This window comes from Pseudomonas triticifolii (assembly GCF_014358015.1).
GTDB classification, from domain to species: domain Bacteria; phylum Pseudomonadota; class Gammaproteobacteria; order Pseudomonadales; family Pseudomonadaceae; genus Aquipseudomonas; species Aquipseudomonas triticifolii.
The window spans coordinates 166,495-187,423 of record NZ_JACONV010000007.1; the positions used below are offsets into that span (position 1 = coordinate 166,495).

At 59.6% G+C, this 20,929-nt stretch carries 15 protein-coding genes; 13 read left to right on the forward strand and 2 right to left on the reverse strand.

All coding sequences use genetic code 11. The features are described 5' to 3' along the window. Nucleotides 1-36: 36 nt before the first annotated feature. From purE to H8S56_RS12940, 4 genes are all read left to right on the forward strand, one after another. Nucleotides 37-528, forward strand: coding sequence for a 5-(carboxyamino)imidazole ribonucleotide mutase (gene purE, locus H8S56_RS12925; RefSeq protein WP_024688225.1), 492 nt, complete (start codon nucleotides 37-39; stop codon nucleotides 526-528). 9 nt (nucleotides 529-537) lie between these two features. Beyond that, the gene (locus tag H8S56_RS12930) at nucleotides 538-1,620 is read left to right on the forward strand and encodes a 5-(carboxyamino)imidazole ribonucleotide synthase (protein ID WP_024688226.1); all 1,083 of its coding nucleotides are present in this window, start codon (nucleotides 538-540) and stop codon (nucleotides 1,618-1,620) included. Nucleotides 1,621-2,002: 382 nt separating this feature from the next. Further along, complete coding sequence (locus tag H8S56_RS12935) at nucleotides 2,003-2,248, forward strand: GlsB/YeaQ/YmgE family stress response membrane protein (RefSeq protein ID WP_024688227.1); 246 nt, start codon at nucleotides 2,003-2,005, stop codon at nucleotides 2,246-2,248. A gap of 82 nt (nucleotides 2,249-2,330) precedes the next feature. Then, entirely contained in the window at nucleotides 2,331-2,864 is a 534-nt protein-coding gene (locus H8S56_RS12940) for a DUF3299 domain-containing protein (protein WP_024688228.1), read from the forward strand. 12 nt (nucleotides 2,865-2,876) lie between these two features. Here H8S56_RS12940 and H8S56_RS12945 read toward each other — a convergent pair whose 3' ends face one another. Beyond that, nucleotides 2,877-3,788: a D-hexose-6-phosphate mutarotase gene (locus H8S56_RS12945; protein WP_187518853.1), complete on the reverse strand. Its 912-nt coding sequence runs from the start codon at nucleotides 3,786-3,788 to the stop codon at nucleotides 2,877-2,879. Between the two features lie 108 nt (nucleotides 3,789-3,896). After that, on the reverse strand, nucleotides 3,897-4,298 hold the full coding sequence (locus H8S56_RS12950; RefSeq protein ID WP_003316086.1) for an acyl-CoA thioesterase: 402 nt from the start codon (nucleotides 4,296-4,298) through the stop codon (nucleotides 3,897-3,899). A 428-nt stretch (nucleotides 4,299-4,726) separates the two neighbouring features. On the opposite strand from H8S56_RS12950, the gene H8S56_RS12955 reads away from it, so the two are divergent. The 9 genes from H8S56_RS12955 to H8S56_RS12995 all read left to right on the forward strand — a co-directional run bounded on the left by H8S56_RS12955 (nucleotide 4,727) and on the right by H8S56_RS12995 (nucleotide 20,690). Next, nucleotides 4,727-6,016, forward strand: coding sequence for an MFS transporter (locus tag H8S56_RS12955; RefSeq protein WP_187518854.1), 1,290 nt, complete (start codon nucleotides 4,727-4,729; stop codon nucleotides 6,014-6,016). A gap of 155 nt (nucleotides 6,017-6,171) precedes the next feature. Next, complete coding sequence (locus H8S56_RS12960) at nucleotides 6,172-7,170, forward strand: phosphate ABC transporter substrate-binding protein PstS family protein (RefSeq protein ID WP_024694907.1); 999 nt, start codon at nucleotides 6,172-6,174, stop codon at nucleotides 7,168-7,170. Between the two features lie 137 nt (nucleotides 7,171-7,307). Continuing rightward, nucleotides 7,308-9,593, forward strand: coding sequence for an ABC transporter permease subunit (locus H8S56_RS12965; protein ID WP_187518855.1), 2,286 nt, complete (start codon nucleotides 7,308-7,310; stop codon nucleotides 9,591-9,593). A gap of 69 nt (nucleotides 9,594-9,662) precedes the next feature. Next, entirely contained in the window at nucleotides 9,663-11,279 is a 1,617-nt protein-coding gene (pstA, locus tag H8S56_RS12970) for a phosphate ABC transporter permease PstA (protein ID WP_187518863.1), read from the forward strand. A 70-nt stretch (nucleotides 11,280-11,349) separates the two neighbouring features. Beyond that, entirely contained in the window at nucleotides 11,350-12,183 is an 834-nt protein-coding gene (gene pstB, locus H8S56_RS12975; protein WP_024688234.1) for a phosphate ABC transporter ATP-binding protein PstB, read from the forward strand. Nucleotides 12,184-12,253: 70 nt separating this feature from the next. Continuing rightward, on the forward strand, nucleotides 12,254-13,018 hold the full coding sequence (gene phoU / locus H8S56_RS12980; RefSeq protein ID WP_187518856.1) for a phosphate signaling complex protein PhoU: 765 nt from the start codon (nucleotides 12,254-12,256) through the stop codon (nucleotides 13,016-13,018). Between the two features lie 204 nt (nucleotides 13,019-13,222). Beyond that, on the forward strand, nucleotides 13,223-14,119 hold the full coding sequence (locus H8S56_RS12985) for a response regulator (RefSeq protein ID WP_024694902.1): 897 nt from the start codon (nucleotides 13,223-13,225) through the stop codon (nucleotides 14,117-14,119). Nucleotides 14,120-14,905: 786 nt separating this feature from the next. After that, complete coding sequence (locus tag H8S56_RS12990; RefSeq protein WP_408003814.1) at nucleotides 14,906-19,630, forward strand: deaminase domain-containing protein; 4,725 nt, start codon at nucleotides 14,906-14,908, stop codon at nucleotides 19,628-19,630. 157 nt (nucleotides 19,631-19,787) lie between these two features. Next, on the forward strand, nucleotides 19,788-20,690 hold the full coding sequence (locus H8S56_RS12995) for a peptidoglycan DD-metalloendopeptidase family protein (protein WP_187518864.1): 903 nt from the start codon (nucleotides 19,788-19,790) through the stop codon (nucleotides 20,688-20,690). The last annotated feature ends 239 nt before the right edge of the window (nucleotides 20,691-20,929 follow it).

Genomic DNA, 20,929 nt, shown 5'->3' on the forward strand with positions numbered 1-20,929 from the left:
AGACGCGCCTGCGGGCGCCCGATGAGAGGCACGACGATGAGCGCACTGGTTGGCGTGATCATGGGCTCCAAGTCCGATTGGTCCACCCTTAGCCACACCGCCGACATGCTGGAAAAGCTCGGCATTCCCTACGAAGTCAAAGTGGTGTCTGCGCACCGCACGCCGGACTTGCTGTTCCAGTACGCCGATGAGGCCGAAGGCCGTGGTATCGAGGTGATCATCGCAGGTGCCGGTGGTGCCGCTCACTTGCCGGGCATGTGCGCCGCCAAGACCCATCTGCCTGTATTGGGTGTGCCGGTTCAGTCGTCGATGCTGTCGGGTGTCGACTCGCTGCTGTCCATTGTGCAGATGCCGGCCGGCATTCCGGTTGCGACCCTGGCCATCGGCAAAGCGGGCGCGATCAACGCGGCGCTGCTGTCGGCGAGCATCCTGGGCGCCAAGCATCCGCAATTCCACGTGGCGCTGAAAAAATTCCGCTCCGAGCAGACAGACAGCGTCCTGGACAATCCAGACCCACGCCACGCCTGAGGTTTTTCCATGAAAATCGGTGTAATCGGTGGCGGCCAACTGGGCCGCATGTTGGCTCTGGCGGGAACTCCGCTGGGCATGAACTTCGCCTTCCTCGACCCTGCGCCAGACGCGTGTGCTGCGGCATTGGGCGAGCATCTGCGGGCCGATTACGGCGATCTGGATCACCTGCGCCAGTTGGCTGATGAAGTCGATCTGGTGACCTTCGAATTCGAAAGCGTTCCGGCCGAGACCGTGGCGTTTCTGTCGCAGTTCGTGCCTGTCTATCCGAGTGCCGAAGCGTTGCGCATTGCGCGCGATCGCTGGTTCGAAAAGAGCATGTTCAAGGACCTGGGCATCCCGACGCCTGCCTTTGCGGATATCCAGTCGCAAGCCGATCTGGACGCTGCAGTGGCCCGTATCGGTCTGCCCGCTGTCCTGAAAACCCGCACGCTGGGTTACGACGGCAAGGGCCAGAAGGTTCTGCGTTCGGCCGCTGATGTGGTCGATACCTTCGCTGAACTGGGCAGCGTGCCGTGCCTGCTGGAAGGCTTCGTGCCGTTCACCGGCGAAGTGTCGTTGATTGCGGTGCGTGCGCGCGACGGCGAAACCCGTTTCTACCCGCTGGTCCACAACACTCACGACAGCGGCATTCTGCGCCTGTCCATCGCCAGTACCGATCACCCGCTGCAAGGGCTGGCTGAAGACTACGCAAGCCGTGTGCTCAAGCAGCTGGATTATGTGGGCGTGCTGGCGTTCGAGTTCTTTGAAGTCGATGGTGGCCTCAAGGCCAACGAAATCGCGCCGCGTGTTCACAACTCCGGTCACTGGACGACTGAAGGCGCCGAGTGCAGCCAGTTCGAAAACCACCTGCGTGCCGTTGCTGGCTTGCCGTTGGGCTCCACCGCCAAGGTGGGCGAGAGCGCCATGCTGAACTTCATCGGCGAAGTGCCTGCGGTAGACAAGGTGATCGCGGTTGATGACTGCCATCTGCATCATTACGGCAAGGCGTTCAAGGCAGGCCGCAAGGTCGGTCATGCCACCGTCCGCAGCCACGACCGCGCTACGCTGGATCGTCAGGTCAAACGCGTCGAGGCGTTGATCAAGGGCTGAGCGAGCACTCCGCTTTGATCGTGCCAATACTCTGCGCTCAGCGTGATGCACACGTCATGAAGGGTATGGAAAGCGGGTCTGATACGGTACAGGCTGTCTGAATACAGGTCGCGTGGGAGGCGGTTTGTCGGCGATAGCGTCCGTCCAGTCATTGAAGGCTGGCTGAAAAACGCATCGCCGGCGAGCCGGCTCCAACAGGGTTCGCAGTTATCCAGTGATCGTGTGCAGAACGGCAAGCGCAGAGTGTGAGGTGCGATCGTTTGCTCCATCCTTCCTCAATCTTGATTTCCCCCGGAACCATTCCCCACCGCCGTTCTCAGATAGCAGTAAGCCAAGGCTGCAATGAGTCGTGGCGCGTTTAATTCATACAGAGGGAAATGGCATGGGTATCATCGGAACCATCTTCATCGGCTTGATCGTTGGCCTGCTGGCTCGCTTCCTCAAACCGGGCGATGACAGCATGGGCTGGATCATGACCATTGTGCTGGGTATTGCCGGTTCGCTGGCTGCGACCTACGGTGGCCAGGCTTTGGGCATCTATCAGGCGGGCGAAGGCGCAGGCTTCCTGGGTGCGCTGGTCGGTGCAATCATTCTGCTGGTCATCTACGGCATGATCAAAAAGCGCTGAGTTCAGGCGTCAGCCCTCTGTTTTGTAGCGCGCAGAGGGCTAGAATGCGCGGCAATTCATCCTCTTTCTGCCGAGCACCTTCATGCGTCGCTTTCTACTGATGACCCTGCTGCTGGTAACCGGGCTTGCACATGCCCAGTTGCCGGAAACCGACTGGCTGGACCTGATGCCCAAGTCGGATCAAAAGGCCCTTGAGGCCATGCCCGAAATTGATCACAACTCCCCCGAAGCCATGGGCACGTTCGACAGCAAGGGCGGCTTGAAGCAGAGCAAGGGGTTGCCTGCTGTCATGTACTCCACCAAGACTGTCGCCGCGATGAATGGCAAAAACGTTCGTCTGGGCGGTTACCCCGTGCCGCTGGAAACCGACGCCAAAGGCCATAGCACACTGTTCTTCCTCGTGCCGTACCCCGGCGCGTGCATTCACGTCCCGCCGCCGCCGCCCAATCAAATGGTGCTGATACGCTACCCCAAGGGCCTGAAGCTGGATGATATCTATGCGCCGTTGTGGGTCGAAGGCACCCTCAAGGTCGAGAAGGTCAGTAACGATCTGGCCGATGCGGCCTATGCGATGGATGCGTCAAAGGTCCGTATCGTCGTCGAATCGGACCTCTGATCAGGCGTTGGCCTAAAGCGTTTCGCTCCAGATACTCACGTTCAGAATGTGCATGTCGTCTGGGGCCAGCGTTACCACATCACTCAGTACGTTGGCGGTTTCGACACACACCATGCGCTGCCAGCCGTCTGGCGCCATGTCGGTGAAGCGTGCAGTCTTCTCGACCCACGGATTCCACACAATGGCCGAGTTCGAACCGGTGCTGTGAATCTGGATACGGCGTTGCCACTGTGGGTCGACAATGCTGAGCAGGCCCGGCGTATCCATATAGATACGGTCGGTTTCGCCCGTGAACGTCAGGTCGCCTGCCTGTTGACGCTCTTCCCAGTTTTCAAGGGTTTCGATGTAGCGCAGGCCGTCGAGCCCCTCGACGCTGACCTGACGCGAGTCGCTCACCGCAAAATAGGTGTGCAGGGCCTGACTGATCGTGACGGCCTCGGTGCCGCAGTTATAGCTGACCAGACTGACGTTCAGCGCATCGTCCAGACGAATGCTCAGCTTGAGGGCGACATTGTGCGGCCAGCCGGGCAACTTGCCTTCGGCCTGCGGCATCACGAACTCCACCAGCAAGGCGTCGCCGTCTTCACCCATGCCCAGCAGCTCCCAGTCCAGCGCACGCACTTCGCCATGAGCCTTGGCGGGCTCGTCGCTCTGACGCATGGCCTGCACGCTTTCAGGGTTGCGTTCCAGGTTGCCGAACCAGGGCCAGCAGATCGGCATGCCTGCGCGAATCGGCTTGCCCTTCTTGAAGACCGCTTCCTCGTTCAGCCAGATCAACGGTTCCTGCCCGGCGCGCTGGTAACTGAGGATGTGCGCGCCTTGTTGGGCGACGAGCAGCTCTGCGTCGCCATGACGAATGCGCCAGCAGTTCAGTTCATCGTACTGGACGGATTCAACGGCGGACTCTATCGGGGGTGTGGACATGCAAAATCTCTCACTCAGTAGTCGTGACGACAGTAGACCGTACCTGACGGGATGAGTTTGCCCAAGGAGCAGGCTCGCCGAGACCTGTCCTTGTTGGCAATGCAGCGCTTAACGCCTGGCCGGAACCGAGCGTGTACGGCCGCTGGCATCGATAGCAACAAATACGAACGCTGCTTCGGTGACCTTGCGCCATTCGCTGGTCAGCGGGTCGTCGCTCCACACCTCGACCATCATCTTGATGGACGTACGGCCCACTTCCAGCGTGCGCGTATAAAAGGACAACTGTTCGCCAACGGCGACCGGGACCAGAAACGCCATGCGGTCGATAGCGACCGTTGCGACGCGTCCGCCTGCCACTTTGCTGGCCATGGCAGTGCCTGCCAGGTCCATCTGAGAGACCAGCCAGCCGCCGAATATATCGCCAAAGCCGTTGGTTTCACGGGGTAAAGCCGTAATCTGTAACGCAAGGTCGCCTTGCGGAGTTGGATCTTCTTGTTCGAGCTCGATCATGCCTAGGGTGCCTCTGACCCATGACTCTATTGTTTTTTGCCGCGGTGGACAGGTGCCATTCAAAACCTTGAGCATGAACTTTTTAAGGTCAGCCTTCGGTATGGCCCTTAAGGGAAATTCTGCGAAAGCCGCTGACTCAGACGTTTTCGCACAATTTCCCATTGCGCTGGGCAGCCTGCGAGTATATCGGTCGTTGCGTCATAGAACGACCGCCGGGTTTTCATTTTGTCCCTGCGCAGTTCCTGCTATGTGTTTTTTGTAGCAATTTGCTATCTTGCTGCACCTCTACAGGTGACAAGACTGCCTGTACACGCAAATTTGATGCCTATCTGCATCGTTGCCCCGGACAATCGCTTCTGCACGCCACCCCGCCGCAGCCAGCGTAGCTGTCGCATGCCCTTTCAGAACAAGCAAAGAGAAGCCTTGTCATGTCATCTGTTTCTTCAAGTACCGCGCAACCCTCGCGCCCTTTGACCCGTAGCGATTATAAAACGTTGTCGCTTTCTGCCTTGGGTGGCGCGCTGGAGTTTTACGACTTCATTATTTTCGTGTTCTTCGCGGCGGTGGTCGGCAAGCTGTTCTTCCCGGTGGACATGCCTGACTGGCTGCGCATGATGCAGACCTTCGGCATTTTTGCGGCCGGCTATCTGGCGCGTCCGCTGGGCGGCATCATCATGGCGCACTTTGGCGACCTGCTGGGGCGCAAGAAAATGTTCACGCTGAGCATTTTCATGATGGCCGTGCCGACCCTGATCATGGGTTTGCTGCCAACCTACGCGCAGATCGGCATGTGGGCGCCCATTCTTCTGCTGCTGATGCGCGTGATTCAAGGCGCAGCGATTGGCGGTGAAGTGCCCGGTGCCTGGGTGTTCGTGTCCGAACATGTGCCGGCTCGTTACATCGGTTATGCCTGCGGCACACTGACCGCGGGCCTGACCGCTGGCATTCTGCTGGGCTCGCTGGTCGCCACGGCGATCAACAGTATCTACAGCCCTGTCGAGGTGGCGGACTACGCCTGGCGTATTCCTTTCCTGCTGGGGGGTGTGTTCGGTTTGATGTCGGTGTACCTGCGTCGTCTGCTGCATGAGACGCCTGTGTTCGCCGAGCTGCAATTGCGCAAGGCGCTGGCAGACGAAGTGCCGCTCAAGGCGGTGCTGCGTGATCATCGTGGTGCCGTTGCACTGTCGATGCTGATGACCTGGTTGCTGTCGGCCGGCATCATTGTCGTGATCCTGATGACGCCGACCATCCTGCAGACGATCTATGGTTTCCCGGCTGCCACGGCGCTTAAAGCGAACAGCCTGGCCATCGTGTTCCTGAGCATCGGGTGTATCGGTGCGGGTGCATTGGCGGACCGCATCGGCGCCGGCTGGGTGTTCCTGCTGGGGAGCGCAGGCCTGCTGGTCAGCTCCTGGACCTTCTATCACATCCTGGGCGACAACCCTGGCGTGCTGTTTCCGCTGTACGCGATCACGGGCCTGTTCGTCGGCACCATCGGTGCAGTGCCTTATGTGATGGTCAAGGCGTTCCCGCCGGTGGTGCGCTTCTCGGGCCTGTCGTTCTCCTACAACCTGGCGTATGCAATCTTCGGTGGCCTGACACCCATGGTTGTGACCTTCATGCTCAAGAGCAGCCCGATGGGGCCGGCCTGGTATGTCGCAATCCTGTGCGGCATGGGCATGGCCATCGGCGTCTATCTGATCTCGAAAAAACGCTGATACCTCCAGCGCTGGACCTGTCCATCGGTAAAGGCCGTCCCCCTGAGCAAGGGTGATGGCCTTTTCATCTTATTGTCACAATCAATTCATAGAGTGGTCACAAGACCGGCGAAAGCGGGTCTGGACCCCTACATACCCTGCCAGGAGCGCAAGGCATGACACTCAAGAGTTTGATGACTGCACTGACCTTTGTCGCGGCCGGAGTTGCCGCTGCCAATTCGGTCGCTGCCGTCGACCCTGCCATCAAGGCCTATACCAAGACTTCCGGTGTATCGGGCAATCTCTCCAGTGTCGGCTCCGACACCCTGGCCAACCTGATGACCCTGTGGGCCGAGGCCTACAAGAAAGAATACCCCAGTGTGAACATCCAGATTCAGGCCGCCGGTTCATCGACCGCACCGCCAGCCTTGACCGAAGGCACTGCGAATCTGGGGCCGATGAGCCGCAAGATGAAAGACGGCGAGCTGTCGGCGTTCGAGCAGAAGCACGGCTACAAGCCGACGGCCATTCCGGTGGCAGTGGATGCGCTGGCGGTGTTTGTACACAAGGACAACCCGATCAAGGGCCTGACCCTGCAGCAGGTCGACGCGATTTTCTCCGCGACGCGTCTGTGCGGCGCCAAGACCGATGTAAAGACCTGGGGCGATGTGGGCGTGACCGGCGACCTGGCCGGCAAGCCGATCCAGTTGTTCGGGCGTAACTCGGTGTCCGGCACTTATGGCTACTTCAAGGAAGAAGCGCTGTGCAAGGGTGACTTCAAGCCTAACGTCAACGAGCAGCCGGGTTCCGCCTCGGTGGTCAGTGCCATCAGCAATTCGCTCAATGGCATCGGTTACTCGGGCATCGGTTACAAGACCTCCAACGTGCGCACCGTACCGCTCTCGAAGAAGGACGGCGGCGTGTTCGTTGAAGACAACGAAGCCAACACCCTGAACGGTACTTACCCGCTGTCGCGCTTCCTTTATGTCTACGTCAACAAGGCGCCCAACAAGCCGCTGGCCCCGCTGGAAGCCGAGTTCATCAAGCTGGTCCTTTCCCGACAAGGCCAGGAAGTGGTGATGAAAGACGGCTACATTCCGCTGCCCGCCCGCGTTGTCGAGAAAGCGCTGGCTGATCTGGGCCTGCAAGGCACGGGTGGCGTCGTCTCAAACTGACGACCGTTAAACGAGGCTCAATGGATTGGCCTTGTCATCATTGAACAGTCCGCCGCCGGTTTTTAGTGGGCAGCGGGCTTTTCTGCGTCACCTTGCTGTAATGTTTTTGTCATACAAGGCCGCTACGGTGTGTGCGCATGAATGAGTTGGCTAAACCTGTGATCGATCAAAATTCCCCGCCAGAGCGTATCGACTTCAATACGCCTGCGATGCTGCGCAAGCGCCGTTTTCGTGCGTTCAAGGACCGTCTGACTCATTGGTACGTCGCCATTGGTGGCCTGGCGGTGCTGGCGGCCATCACCCTCATTTTCTTCTACCTCGCTTACGTGGTTGCACCCCTGTTCAAGGGTGCGAGCCTGACCGCCGCTGCGCCATTGAACGCCGCCTGGATGCAGGATGCCGGCAAGCCGCTGATGATCGCCATTGAAGAGCAGAATCAGATCGGCATGCGGATTTCCGACAAGGGCGAAGTGATCTTTTTCGATATCAAGGACGGGGCCGAGCTGCACCGTGTCGCGCTGCCGCTTCCTGCCGGGGCGACCGTGGTGTCCATCGGCAAGGACCAGCCCGGTGCGCCGCTCATTGCGTTGGGCCTGTCCAATGGCAAGGTATTGATCTTCAGGCATTCGTACGTGACCACGTACCCGGGTAACCAGAAAACCATCACGCCGAGCGTGGCCTGGCCGTTCGGCGAGACGCCGCTGGTGCTGGATGAAGCCGGGCGTGCGGTCGAGCACGTGACGGTCAGCGCCGATGGCGAAAGCCTCAAGGTGGCAGGCTCCACCGGCACTCAGTTGCATGTCATGGCGATCGAGCAGACCGAGAACATGATGACTGGCGAAGTGACCCGCGAGCAGAGCCGTATCGAGCTGCCGCAGATGTCCGCCGCCGTCAAAGCCATCTACATCGATCCGCGTCAGCAATGGCTGTACGTGATCAACGGACGGGCCCAGGCCGATGTATTCAGCCTGCGTGACCGCACCCTCAATGGCCGCTACAAACTGCTCGAAGACGGCAATGCCGAGATCACTGCCAGCGCGCAACTGGTCGGTGGCATTTCGTTGATCATCGGTAACTCCCGAGGCAGCATGACCCAGTGGTTCATGGCCCGCGACACCGATGGCGAACAGCGGCTCATGCGGATTCGCGATTTCAGGATGGGCAGTGCGCCGATTGTCCAGATCAAGCCGGAACAGCGTCGCAAAGGCTTCATCGCGCTGGATGCCTCGGGCAAGCTGGGGGTGTTCCACAGCACCGCTCACCGCACCTTGCTGATCAATCAGGCGGTGGACGGTCCGGGCATTCTGGCGTTGTCGCCACGGGCCAACCAGGTGCTGGTTGAAAGTGGTAGCACGCTGTTGCCGTTGACACTGGATAACCCACACCCGGAAGTGTCCTGGAGTTCACTGTGGGGCAAGGTCTGGTACGAGAACTACGACGAGCCCAAGTACGTCTGGCAGTCCACGGCTTCCAACAGCGACTTCGAACCCAAACTGAGCCTGGCACCGCTGACCTACGGCACCCTCAAAGCCGCGTTCTACGCCATGCTGCTGGCAGCGCCGCTGGCGGTTGCCGCGGCGATCTACACCGCGTACTTCATGGCTCCGGGCATGCGCCGCAAGGTCAAGCCCGTGATCGAACTGATGGAAGCGATGCCGACGGTGATTCTCGGTTTCTTTGCCGGGCTGTTTCTGGCGCCTTACCTGGAAGCGCATCTGCCGGGCATCTTCAGCCTGTTGCTGTTGACGCCCATTGGTATTCTGCTGGCGGGCTTCTTCTGGACACGCTTGCCCGACTCGATTCGCCTGCGCGTGCCGGATGGCTGGGAAAGCGCGATCCTGATTCCGGTCATTTTGCTGGTGGGCTGGTTGTCGTTGAGCATGAGCCCGCATCTGGAAAACTGGTTCTTCAATGGCGACATGCGCATGTGGATCAGAAATGACCTGGGCATCACCTACGACCAGCGCAATGCGCTGGTGGTCGGACTGGCGATGGGGTTTGCGGTGATCCCGAACATCTATTCGATTGCCGAGGACGCCGTGTTCAGTGTGCCGCGCAGCCTGACGCTGGGCTCGCTGGCGCTGGGTGCCACGCCCTGGCAAACCCTGACCCGCGTGGTGATCCTGACCGCCAGCCCCGGTATTTTCTCGGCTCTGATGATCGGCATGGGCCGCGCCGTAGGCGAAACCATGATTGTGCTGATGGCCACCGGCAACACGCCGATCATGGACATGAACCTGTTCGAAGGCATGCGCACGCTGGCGGCCAACGTTGCCGTGGAGATGCCGGAATCTGAAGTGGGCGGCAGTCATTATCGAGTGTTGTTTCTGGCGGCGTTGGTGTTGCTGATGTTCACCTTTGTCATGAACACCGCCGCAGAGCTGATTCGTCAGCGCCTGCGCAAGAAATACTCGTCGCTTTAAGGAAGGTAGACGTTCGTGAAAAGGAACTCCCTCAACGGCTGGTTCAAAAGCGGCGCCCCTGGCGTCTGGATGAGTGCGGGTGCCGTTTCCATCGCCGTGATCATGACCATCGGTCTGCTGGCAGTGATTGCTGTGCGCGGTCTGGGCCATTTCTGGCCGGCCGATCTGGTGGCCGCGCAATACGACGTACCCGGTCAGGCAAAGCACGTGCTGGTGGGCGAGCTGGTCGAGAAAGAACAGGTGCCACGCGCTCGCTTGAAGGGTGCCGGTTTGCCGGTGCCCGACGCAGGCCCTGAATTCATGACCCGCGAGCTGTTCAAGGTCGGCAACCGCGACCTCAATCCCAGCGACTTTACCTGGGTGATAGGCGAGTGGCTGACCGGAGAAAGCCGGCCTGCAGAACTCATGACGCTGGAGCGTCGTGAGTGGGGCAACTTCTACGGCTACCTGGTCAACGTCAAGGAGAGCGGCAAAATCGTTGCCGAAGGCGAAGCGGCCTGGCCTACCTTGCAGGCGCGCATCAAGCGCGTCGAAAAGCTCGCCGACGAATTGTATGTGCTGGAGAAAAAAGACATCGGCGCCATCAACCATGGCATCGAGCGTCTGCGTCTTCAGGCCCGCAAGCTTGAACTCAATGGCAGGCTCGATGCCACCGCGCAAGCCGACATGGCGGCCGAGCGCGCAGAACTCGACGCCCGTTACGCGGCCATCGAAGATCGCCTGAATGCGCTGCATCAGGCCTTTGATCGCGACAGCCTCACGGCGCGCGACGCCAATGGCAAGGAAATCGAAATCAGCCTGGGCAAGGTGGTGCATGCCTATCAGCCCAATGCGATGGGTACGGTCGCCAAGCTGAGCTTCTATTTCAAGAAGCTCTGGGAGTTCCTGAGCGACGACCCGCGTGAGGCCAACACTGAGGGCGGGATCTTCCCGGCGATTTTCGGCACGGTGATGATGACCCTGATCATGGCGATCATCGTGACTCCGTTCGGTGTACTGGCCGCCGTCTATCTGCGTGAATACGCCCGCCAGGGTCCGCTCACGCGTTTGATCCGTATCGCGGTCAACAACCTGGCCGGCGTGCCTGCCATCGTCTACGGCGTGTTCGGCCTTGGGTTTTTCGTCTACGTGCTGGGCGGCTCGGTGGATCGGCTGTTCTTCCCTGAAGCCTTGCCTGCGCCGACTTTCGGTACGCCGGGCCTGCTGTGGGCATCGCTGACGCTGGCGCTGCTGGCGGTGCCTGTGGTGATCGTGGCGACTGAAGAGGGGCTGGCGCGCATTCCGCTGACCCTGCGCGAAGGTTCGCTTGCGCTGGGGGCCACCAAGGCCGAGACGCTGTGGAAAATTGTGTTGCCCATGGCCAGCCCCGCGATGATGACCGGCCTGATTCTGGCCGTGGCCCGCGCCGCCGGCGAAGTCGCGCCGTTGATGCTGGTCGGTGTGGTCAAGCTGGCGCCATCGTTGCCACTGGACGGAAATTACCCCTATCTGCATCTGGATCAGAAGATCATGCACCTGGGTTTTCATATTTACGACGTGGGCTTCCAGAGTCCCAACGTCGAGGCTGCTCGTCCGCTGGTGTACGCCACGGCGCTGTTGCTGGTGCTGGTCATCGCCTTGCTCAACCTGTCGGCGGTCAGCATTCGCAATCACCTGCGAGAAAAGTACAAGGCGCTCGACAACTGATCCCCGAGTGCCGCCCCCTCCAGCGAGGCGGGCGGCTCGATGAAACGAATGGTTCGCACAGGAGCAATCCATGCAACACGAAAGCCCGACTCACGGCATGAGCATGTCGGCTCTGAGGCGTCACAAGCAAGGCCTGCACCTGGCCGACGAAACCGTGGCGATCGAAGTGCCGGGTCTGAACCTGTTCTATGGCGCAAAACAGGCGCTGTTCGACATCGCCCTGAACATTCCCAAGCAGAAGGTGACTTCGTTTATCGGACCCTCGGGTTGTGGCAAGTCAACACTGTTGCGCACGTTCAACCGTATGAACGACCTGGTGGATGGCTGCCGCGTCGAGGGCGCCATCAACCTGTATGGCCATAACATTTACACCAAGGGTGAGGAAGTCGCCGAGCTGCGTCGTCGCGTCGGTATGGTGTTCCAGAAGCCGAACCCGTTTCCCAAGACGATCTATGAAAACGTGGTCTACGGACTGCGCATTCAAGGGATCAACAAAAAGCGCGTACTCGACGAAGCAGTCGAGTGGGCTTTGAAAGGCGCTGCACTGTGGGACGAGGTCAAGGATCGACTGCACGAGTCGGCACTGGGTCTGTCTGGCGGTCAGCAACAGCGTCTGGTCATTGCCAGAACCATCGCCGTGGAGCCGGAAGTCCTGCTGCTCGACGAACCCTGTTCGGCACTTGACCCGATTTCGACCCTTAAAGTTGAAGAGCTGATCTACGAACTGAAATCCAAATACACCATTGTGATCGTTACCCACAACATGCAGCAGGCGGCTCGGGTGTCGGACTACACCGCGTTTATGTACATGGGCAAGCTCGTCGAGTTTGGTGACACCGATACGTTGTTCACCAATCCGGCCAAAAAACAGACTGAAGACTACATCACCGGTCGTTATGGCTAGGACGTGCTTCGTCAGACCTGAACCACCGCTGCGTTTTCGCAATTAACCGGACGTTCCAAGGACACCCAGCATGATCCACAAAGACAGCCACACGCATCACATTTCCCAACAGTTCAACGCCGAACTCGAAGACGTTCGCAGCCATTTGCTCGAAATGGGTGGCCTGGTCGAGAAGCAGGTCAACGATTCGGTCACGGCGCTGATCGAAGCCGACTCGGGCCTGGCCCAGCGGGTTCGTGAGGTCGACGACCGGATCAACCAGATGGAGCGCAACATCGACGAAGAGTGCCTGCGTATTCTGGCTCGTCGTCAGCCTGCAGCGTCGGACCTGCGCCTGATCATCAGCATCTCCAAGTCGGTGATCGACCTGGAGCGCATCGGCGACGAGGCCACCAAGATTGCTCGTCGTGCGATCCAGCTGTGCGAAGAAGGCGAGTCGCCACGTGGCTACGTCGAAGTGCGGCATATCGGCGATCAGGTGCGCAACATGGTGCGCGATGCGCTCGACTCGTTCGCCCGCTTCGATGCGGAGCTGGCGTTGTCGGTGGCTCAGTACGACAAGGTCATCGACCGCGAGTACAAGACGGCCCTGCGTGAGCTGGCGACCTACATGATGGAAGATCCGCGTTCGATCTCCCGCGTGCTCAACGTCATCTGGGTGCTGCGTTCGCTGGAGCGCATCGGCGATCACGCGCGCAACATCTCTGAGCTGGTGATCTATCTGGTGCGTGGTACAGACGTTCGCCACATGGGTCTCAAGCGCATGAAGGAAGAGGTGCAAGGCATCTCGGCGAGCGAAAACGCTAATGTTCCGGGCAACGCTGACGATAAGTAAGATTGCCTGCAAGAAAACGCCCGGCACTTGCCGGGCGTTTTTCGTTGTGCAGACGTACATTCTCAGCCGCCTGCGGATTAAATCTCATGGCGCAGTCAATCAATATGGCAGTTGGCTATCGGTCAACGCTATGCTTGCCGAAACAAAGGGCGTGTTGGCATATCGCAGTTCGCCTCCAGGGTGAACACGTCCGCAGGAGCGTCGATGAGTAAGGTCAGTGTATTGGTGGTGGATGACGCGACTTTCATTCGCGACTTGGTTAAAAAAGGGCTGCGTAATTATTTTCCCGGGATTCACACCGAGGACGCAGTCAACGGTCGCAAGGCCCAGGCTTTGCTGAGCAAAGAGTCGTTCGATCTGATTTTGTGCGATTGGGAAATGCCCGAAATGTCAGGCCTTGAACTGCTGGCCTGGTGCCGTTCGCAAGACAACTACCTCAAAACCGTGCCCTTCATCATGGTGACCAGCCGTGGTGACAAGGAAAACGTCGTACAGGCGATTCAGGCCGGCGTCAGCGATTTTGTCGGTAAGCCGTTCACCAACGAGCAATTGCTGACCAAGGTCAAGAAAGCGCTGGCCAAGGTCGGCAAGCTGGACGCTGTCATGTCCACGGCCCCGGCGCGCATGAATTCGCCGCTCAATGATTCGCTCAGCGCACTGACCGGTGGCAAGGCCGAGGTGGTTCGCGCCGCGCCTGTCGCGGCACCGGTTTCAGGCGGTATCGCCAAGGCACCGCCCGTGGTCGCCAAGGCCGCTGAGCCTGCCGGTCGCGGACAGGGCCAGTTGCGCCTGCCCAATGGTATTCAGTCCTGCGTGATCAAGGCCTTGAGCCTTAAAGAAGCGTCGTTGGTGGTCCGTCGTAGCGACAACCTGCCTCAGGTGCTCGACAGCGCGGTGCTGGATCTGGAGCAGGGCGATAGCAACGAGGTTGCCCGCCTCAATGGCTATCTGCATTCCGTCGCCGCTTTCGAGCAGAAGCCAGACAGCGAGTGGCTGCAAGTGATCTTCCGCTTTGTCGACCAGGACGCACAGAAGATGGATTACCTGTCGCGCCTGATTGCACGCGGCACGGCACAGAAGCACTTCGTTCCAGGCGCTTGATCGCCGATCAGGTCTCGTTCCGGTGTCAATGGCCGGCTTTACGTCATCGCTGTGTTTAAGAGACATGGCGATGCAAGCCGGTGGTCGGGTTCAGTTGCCGATAACATCGTTCTTCATCGTGATTGCACGCCCTTGACGTCACTATCTGTGTCTGCCTGACAAGGCTGTGCGATTTTTCGGTGCCTCTGCGTACCCGGTTTCCTCTTTGCCGCAAGCAGCGGCTTCTATTTAGTTTTTCCAGAACCCTCACGTCTCGTGAGCCCACTGGAACATCGCTAAATGCCGTTACTTCAATCGAATATTTTCACCCTTGATACCCGTCAATTGCTCTTCAATGTGGCGGTTGCACTTGACCCGAATCTGCCTGCGCCCTACCTGTCCGACAACCCCGTGTTGCCCGAAGAGCACTTTCGTACGGTCCGACGGGTACTCAATCACCTGCTCGGTGACGACATCCGCTTTTCGACCCTCGGTTTGGCCCAGCCGAATGCCGAGCAGGAGCACAAGCTGTCTCTGCTTTATCAAAGCGACAAGGCGCGCCAGTTGTGCGCCGACACGTTGCACGTGCCCGAAGCCGACGTCAGTACCTGGCTGATGCATCAATTCTTCGCCCGTATTGCCTGGCTCAATGAGTCGGTCGTCGTGACCGATACGGCTCGGGCACAGCTGGAAAACTACCTGTATGTGACCTTGCCGTTCTGGGGAGGAAGTGTCGTTCTGGGGGAGGACGAGTTTTCTGAGCTGGGCGAGCTGCTTGCTCCGGTACCGGACGACTTGCGCCTGTGGATGGTGCAATTCAGGCGAGGTGCCCGTCTGGTGCCGATTGCCCAATGGGTTTCCTTGAACCCGGTACAGACACTCTATAACGGTATGGCTGCACGGCATGCCGCCGCTCACACGGACAGCGGGCAGGACGCAATCAGTCTGTTTTGCGAAAGCTTTTCACGCCTGATACCTATTACCCAGTACCGTGACCGGGAATTGCTGGACTGGCTCACCCTGAGCCTGGAAAAGGCCGATTTCTGGTCGTCGTTGACGTTGTCACTGGCGGTTACACCCGACGACGATGCGTTGCTGGGCGATTTACAGGTGGATCTTGCGACGCCGACCTCGCTGGCAACACGGGCCGGCTACTTGCGCAAGCTGGTGAGCTACGTGGTGGATCCCGACAATGAGCAGTGGGTTGAGTCTGCCATAGCCGAAGCGCGTCGGGCACCGGGCATGCGAGCGCTGTCTCTGGCCATCAGGCTAAGCTTCGAGCACTCGGGGCTGGCGTTCGAGTCGGCCATCTTGCTTGCGTCGTTGCTACTGTTTTCGGACCTGGAGTCGAGCCTTCAGCTGAGCGAGGCGCTTCCTGGCTCGCAGCATCTTGATACCGATGTTCCGCGCCTCGACAGCTGGAGCCCGCTGCGCAATGCCAACCCGCTGTTCACCCAGATGGGCATCGAAGTGCTGTGCCATTCTGACGGTACAGACCGTTCCCTGCGCCTGTCAGCCCGTGAGACATGGCATGCCCTGATACACACGTCCTGGTTTGAATCGACCTTCTCTCCCATGCTCGACAAGATGGACTGGTACGGAGGTCGCGCCGATGAACGCGCCTCGCCTGGTATCACGCAGGCGCTGGCGGGTCGGGCAATCATCGATTACTTCCTCGGCGCGCCGCAAACCGATGGCGAATCCCTTGAGGCAAGCCTTCGAAGCGAATGGGTGCTGGATTACAGCCATCAGCAATTGAGCGAGCGCGTCAAAGCCCTGATTCGATATCGGCAGCCGGAGGCAACGACCAGCACCGTGGACATGCTGCATTACCTGCTGCTGCGTGAGGCGATGCCGGAGTTGCTGGTGGACGGTGTGCCTGAGCATCTGCAGTACGGACGCTCCCTGCAGAGCGTGGCCTTTATTCATGGTGTGGCGCTGATCGAGGCCATGACCCCTGGGCTTTCCCTGATCACGCCTTACGACGACCTGATCACGGTCAGTGCGGACCTGAGCCAGTCTGAAGATTCCGAGGTGCACGCGTTGTGGGCCAGTACGTTGACGATTCCGGCCCTGCGCTATGCCAACGCCCAAGGTGTCATTCGATGGTCAGGTGATAACGATGTCCTTCAGGCATCCGCCGAACAGGTCAGCAAGGCGCTGAGCCATGTGCAGGCGCAGCAGGAGCAGCACGCGCAGGAATTGAACAGCCTGCTGTCGATCAAGCCGCCAGACCGCCGACAGCTTGCGCAGCACATGCTGCAGAACGCAGGCGTCGATCGCTGGCTATGGGACCAGGCCGTCAAGATCAATCATTGGCCGATCTTGCAGGATCATGGCTTCACGATTGCCTTTTCCTATTCAATCGACCATCTGACGGCGGTGGGTCAGCCCGAGGCCACGGTTCTAGAACTGGTGATGATGGGAGAGGTGTACATTCCTGGCACGCCGACGGTCCCGGAGGCTTATGCCAGCGCGTTCGATACCTTCAGCGAGGCGCTGGTCAGCGCGGAAACCGATGTCATCAAAAGGCTGCTGTACGAAATGCAGCCGGAGTCGCGTGACGAGCTGTTGAACTCGACCTGTGAGATCAGCCGGGTCCGGTTTGGCACTGAAGAAGGCACCCAAGGGCTTTTCCTGCGTTGTCAGCGAGGTGATCATCGTGAGGATTTCAAAGGCCATTCGGTCCGCGAGTTCTTTTTCGAGCTGATCCCGGCGTCCGGGGTCGCGCGCGAAGTCAGCCAGCGTTTCACTTACTCCGTCGACGGCGTCACCTGGTCCCACCCGGTCTCGATCCCTGAGGCGTTTCACCTGCGTGAGGCGCATCAACGTCGCATCGAAGAAGCCAGAACCACGCCGTTATTGCCCATGGACAGTGACGCCTACCTGACGGGCACCGTGTCGCGCGCCATCACCGCGATTCACGCCCCTGCTCAGGGCACGCTGGTTCCTTCCAGCGAACTGGTTTACCTGACCGCTGCCGATGAGCAGGCCAGCGTGGCTGCGCTGGCCGCTGCTGCGGCGACCCATTTGCTCGCAAGCTTCATGGAAAAAAGCAAAACCGAGCACCAGCACGAAACAAACTGGGAGCGCATCTGGGCCAAGGAGCGTGAGTACGCGGACACCATTGCCCGCTTCGTCATCCCTTTTTACAGCTGCATCAAGGATCTGGAGAGCGGTGACCATTCGGGTGGCGTCATCGTCGGCTGCGTGATTGATGTTGCTTTTGCGCTCGTGCCGCTGGGGCAGTTTGCAGGGGCGACGGCGCGCATCGTATTGCGGGCCGGGGAGATGAGTGTCTGGTCCGTCACGCGCCTGACCGGCCAGGCTGTTGGTCGCCTGATCGTGGGGCTGGCCGAGCAGAGCGGTGTGTTTGCCATACGTGACCTGCTCAGGCTCGGGTGGAAGCTGGGCCGGTTCGGCTGGACGGTACTGATGCAGAGCGTGCCTTCGCTGAAATCCATCTTTTCCTCACGTGCCTTGACTGACGGTGCACTCAACCTGGACAAGGGTATGTACCGGATTCTGGACACCCCGCAGCAGCCCTGGCAGCCACGTCTCGCGGCGTCGGACAAGCGCGCAATGGTCGATGGCCGTTCTTCGGTGGCGGTGCGTGACATCGGCACCGCGCAGCAGCCGGATTTCAGGCTGCTTGATCCGCAAGCCGACCGTGTTTTCGGGAAAAGACTGACACCCTTATCCTCTGCGCAGTCCCCGGAGTTTTCCGTCCTGTCGACGGCGGACAGCATCGGTCTCGACCGCTACCCGCCTGTGCTGCCGATCACGTCGGTGGAGGACGGCTTTCATGAGGCCCGTATCGATAGACGCTGCAGCGTGAGCGCGATCAAAAGAGCGGAAGGTGAGTACGACATCCTGATCGATGGGCATGCGTATCATCTGGACGCCAGCGCCCCGGATGCCGCATTGCGCAAGCGACCGGTCGCCAGGCTTTCATCAACGACCGAAACGTTGAAAGAGACAGAGAACCTATGCCGGGTGCGCCGTGACCTGATATCAGTACCTTGTGCTAACGGCGTCAAGCTGACCACACCTGCCCCTGAGCCTGTGCCGCCAGGCTCCACATCACCCAAGCGGACCGGCAAATACCCAAGCCATGCCATGGATGCCCGCGAGTTCACCCTCGAGAGGCGGTCTTTGGTGGCTGACGACGGAGCACAGGATCTCGATGTGTTCGTCAACGAGGGCAAGTACTGCAAGTGGTCCGGGCCGGTCGAAGCGCAGGCATCGACATCGTCGCAGGCCTCAGTCGCGACGGACAGGGCCGTTGTGCCCCTATCGGAGCGTGAGCGTGCGCTGCTCTCGCTTCCGGAAACGCCAGCCTATCTGCCGGAGTTGCAAGGCTCACTGGCAAACGATCATCTTTTGGGGCTGCCTTCGAACTTCGGGGTCGAAGACTCCAGGTCCATCTATGAGCATGTTCCGGTCGTTGAACTGGGTGCTGTCGCGTCGGGTGTTCAGGACACACGGACCTTGCGTGGCATCCGCATGGACATTGCCGGACAGGACTGGATCTTCGTGGAGGCCGATACGGGTGTGTTCTACAAGGCCCGAACACCGGCGCAAGGCGATCTTGCACTGACCTTTGGGCGTGTAGAGTCGGTGGAGGAAATAAATCGTTTCATCGGCTTGTCGGAGCAGTACCGGGTGTTCCGGGAGAGTGCCAGCGCGCCCACGGATCAGAGCAATATCGCACGGCTGCTGTTCGACCTGCTTGATGAGTCCGAGCGTGCCGCCTGGAATGTCTCATGGGGTCGTCAGATAAAAACCTATGACGATTACCTCCAGTGGTGCGCGGATAACCGACAGCCAAACACGTTGCTCAAGATGGCCGGTAACGTTCTTTCGGACGAAGGTATCCAGAAGAGATTCGTGAACCTCACCCGAGAGAGCATTCCCGACTTCAAGAAGGTCGCGCAGAGAAGTGTCCCCGAGCAGCAACACATCGCCGAAGTACTCAATAACCTGTTGCCGGTGCAAGGCTCGCAAGCCAAATGGACAGCGTTGACTCTGGATAATATTGGAACGTCGAGCGCCGCCAACAGTATTCAGAGGCAGATCAAAGGCGCCAACCTGTCATTCGCGCAGGTTTCGACCGAAGCAGGGGAGCGCGTGGTGTATTACGCGTTGTCCGGCGGACGGAGGGCGAAGAACCTCAATCTGAAACTCGACGTGGCGGAAAAAGCCGAACAGGTCTTCGATGGCGTCATATACCGCGACGCCAGGGCGCGGATGGCCAACCGTCTACCGGACCCCGGGTTTACCAGTCTGCCGGTGCTGCGCGATGCCGAGCGTACGGTGGTCAGCGAGTTCCCTCGTCTGCAGGATTCTGAACGCCTGATTGCAACGGTCCTCAAGGAAGATCTGGCGTCCACGCCGATCACCGATATCAAGGTGTTTACGTTGATGGACACCTGCCGCTCCTGCGGCGGTTTCGTTCTGCCACGCCTGAAGCTGGACTTTCCGGACGCACAGTTCTCCGTGACTTACCTGAAGGATTACGGCAAATCATGAGGCCTTCGTCGTGGCGCCTGGCCGGTCATGCGGCGCCGCGACCCAATGGCGTGTGTTTCTTGACGCCCGTGCTGTTGCCAATTGAAACCGCTGTGTCCTCTTCTGCCTGCAACGCTGCTAGGCTTGGCAACCATTGTCCATGAACCAGACCCTCCTGATGCTTGAACGCCTGTTGATCCTGATCGTCCTGACCGTGGCCGCTCCCGCTGCCTGGGCGATCACGATCTATAAAACCACCGATGCCGACGGCGTCGTTTCGTTCTCGGATCGACCTTCGCCCGGAGCCTCCGTGCTGGTTTTCCGGGACCGGATGGTCGAGCGCATCGAGCAGCAGGTGCATTTGAGTATCAAGCGGGAGCAGGGTGTTCACAGTCTGTATGTACGCAATGACCTGCATGCGCCGGTCGAGGTGGAGCTGAAGCTTTCCAGCGTCAAGAACGTACTGGGCGTGTCAGGTTCGTCCACGACCCTTCGTCGCACGATCGCGGCGCGTACCAACGAGCGTGTGGTGGTGCTGAGCCCCAAGGTCGCAGGCAAGGCGATGAATTATGCCTCGGTGCTGACCTCGACCCTGGGCGACCCACGCAGCACGGCGCAGTCCTACCGCTATCCGTTGCCTTGGGTGGGCGGTCCGTTTCGCCTGACCCAGGGGCCAGGTGGCAAATACAGCCACTATGGCATCAAGGGGCGCTACGCGATGGACATCGCCATGCCTGAAGGCACACCGATCATCGCGGCGCGTGGCGGCACGGTGATCAAGGTCGAGAACAGCCAGTCAGGCAGGGGGGCGAACGCTTCCGGCAACTTTGTGCGCATCCTGCATGACGACGGCACCATGGGCGTTTATCTGCACCTGATGCGCGGCTCGGTCAGTGTTGCTGAAGGGCAGCGGGTCAGCGTTGGCAGCCCGCTGGCACGCTCGGGCAATACCGGCAACAGCACCGGCCCGCACCTGCACTTTGTCGTGCAGCGCAACACTGGCCATGAACTGGTCTCTATCCCTTACGAGTTTGCCCAGCCCGTGCAGAGCCTGCCCAACTTCGCGGTGGGCGGGAATTAGCAACCTGTTTGCCTGAGCAAAAGCGCATGGGCACGTGCTGTGTCGGCAAGATTGTCTATAGCGCTGTCCACGCTATCAGGCGCAATTCAACACTTCGTGGGAGCGAGCTTGCTCGCGAAGACTATGTTTCGAACGCCGTATCTCTGGCGGATGAACCGGCCTCTTCGTGAGCAAGCTCACTCCCACGGGACGTGTGTGCGGAGCATGGGTGTTAGCAAGATTGTCTATAGCGCTGTCCA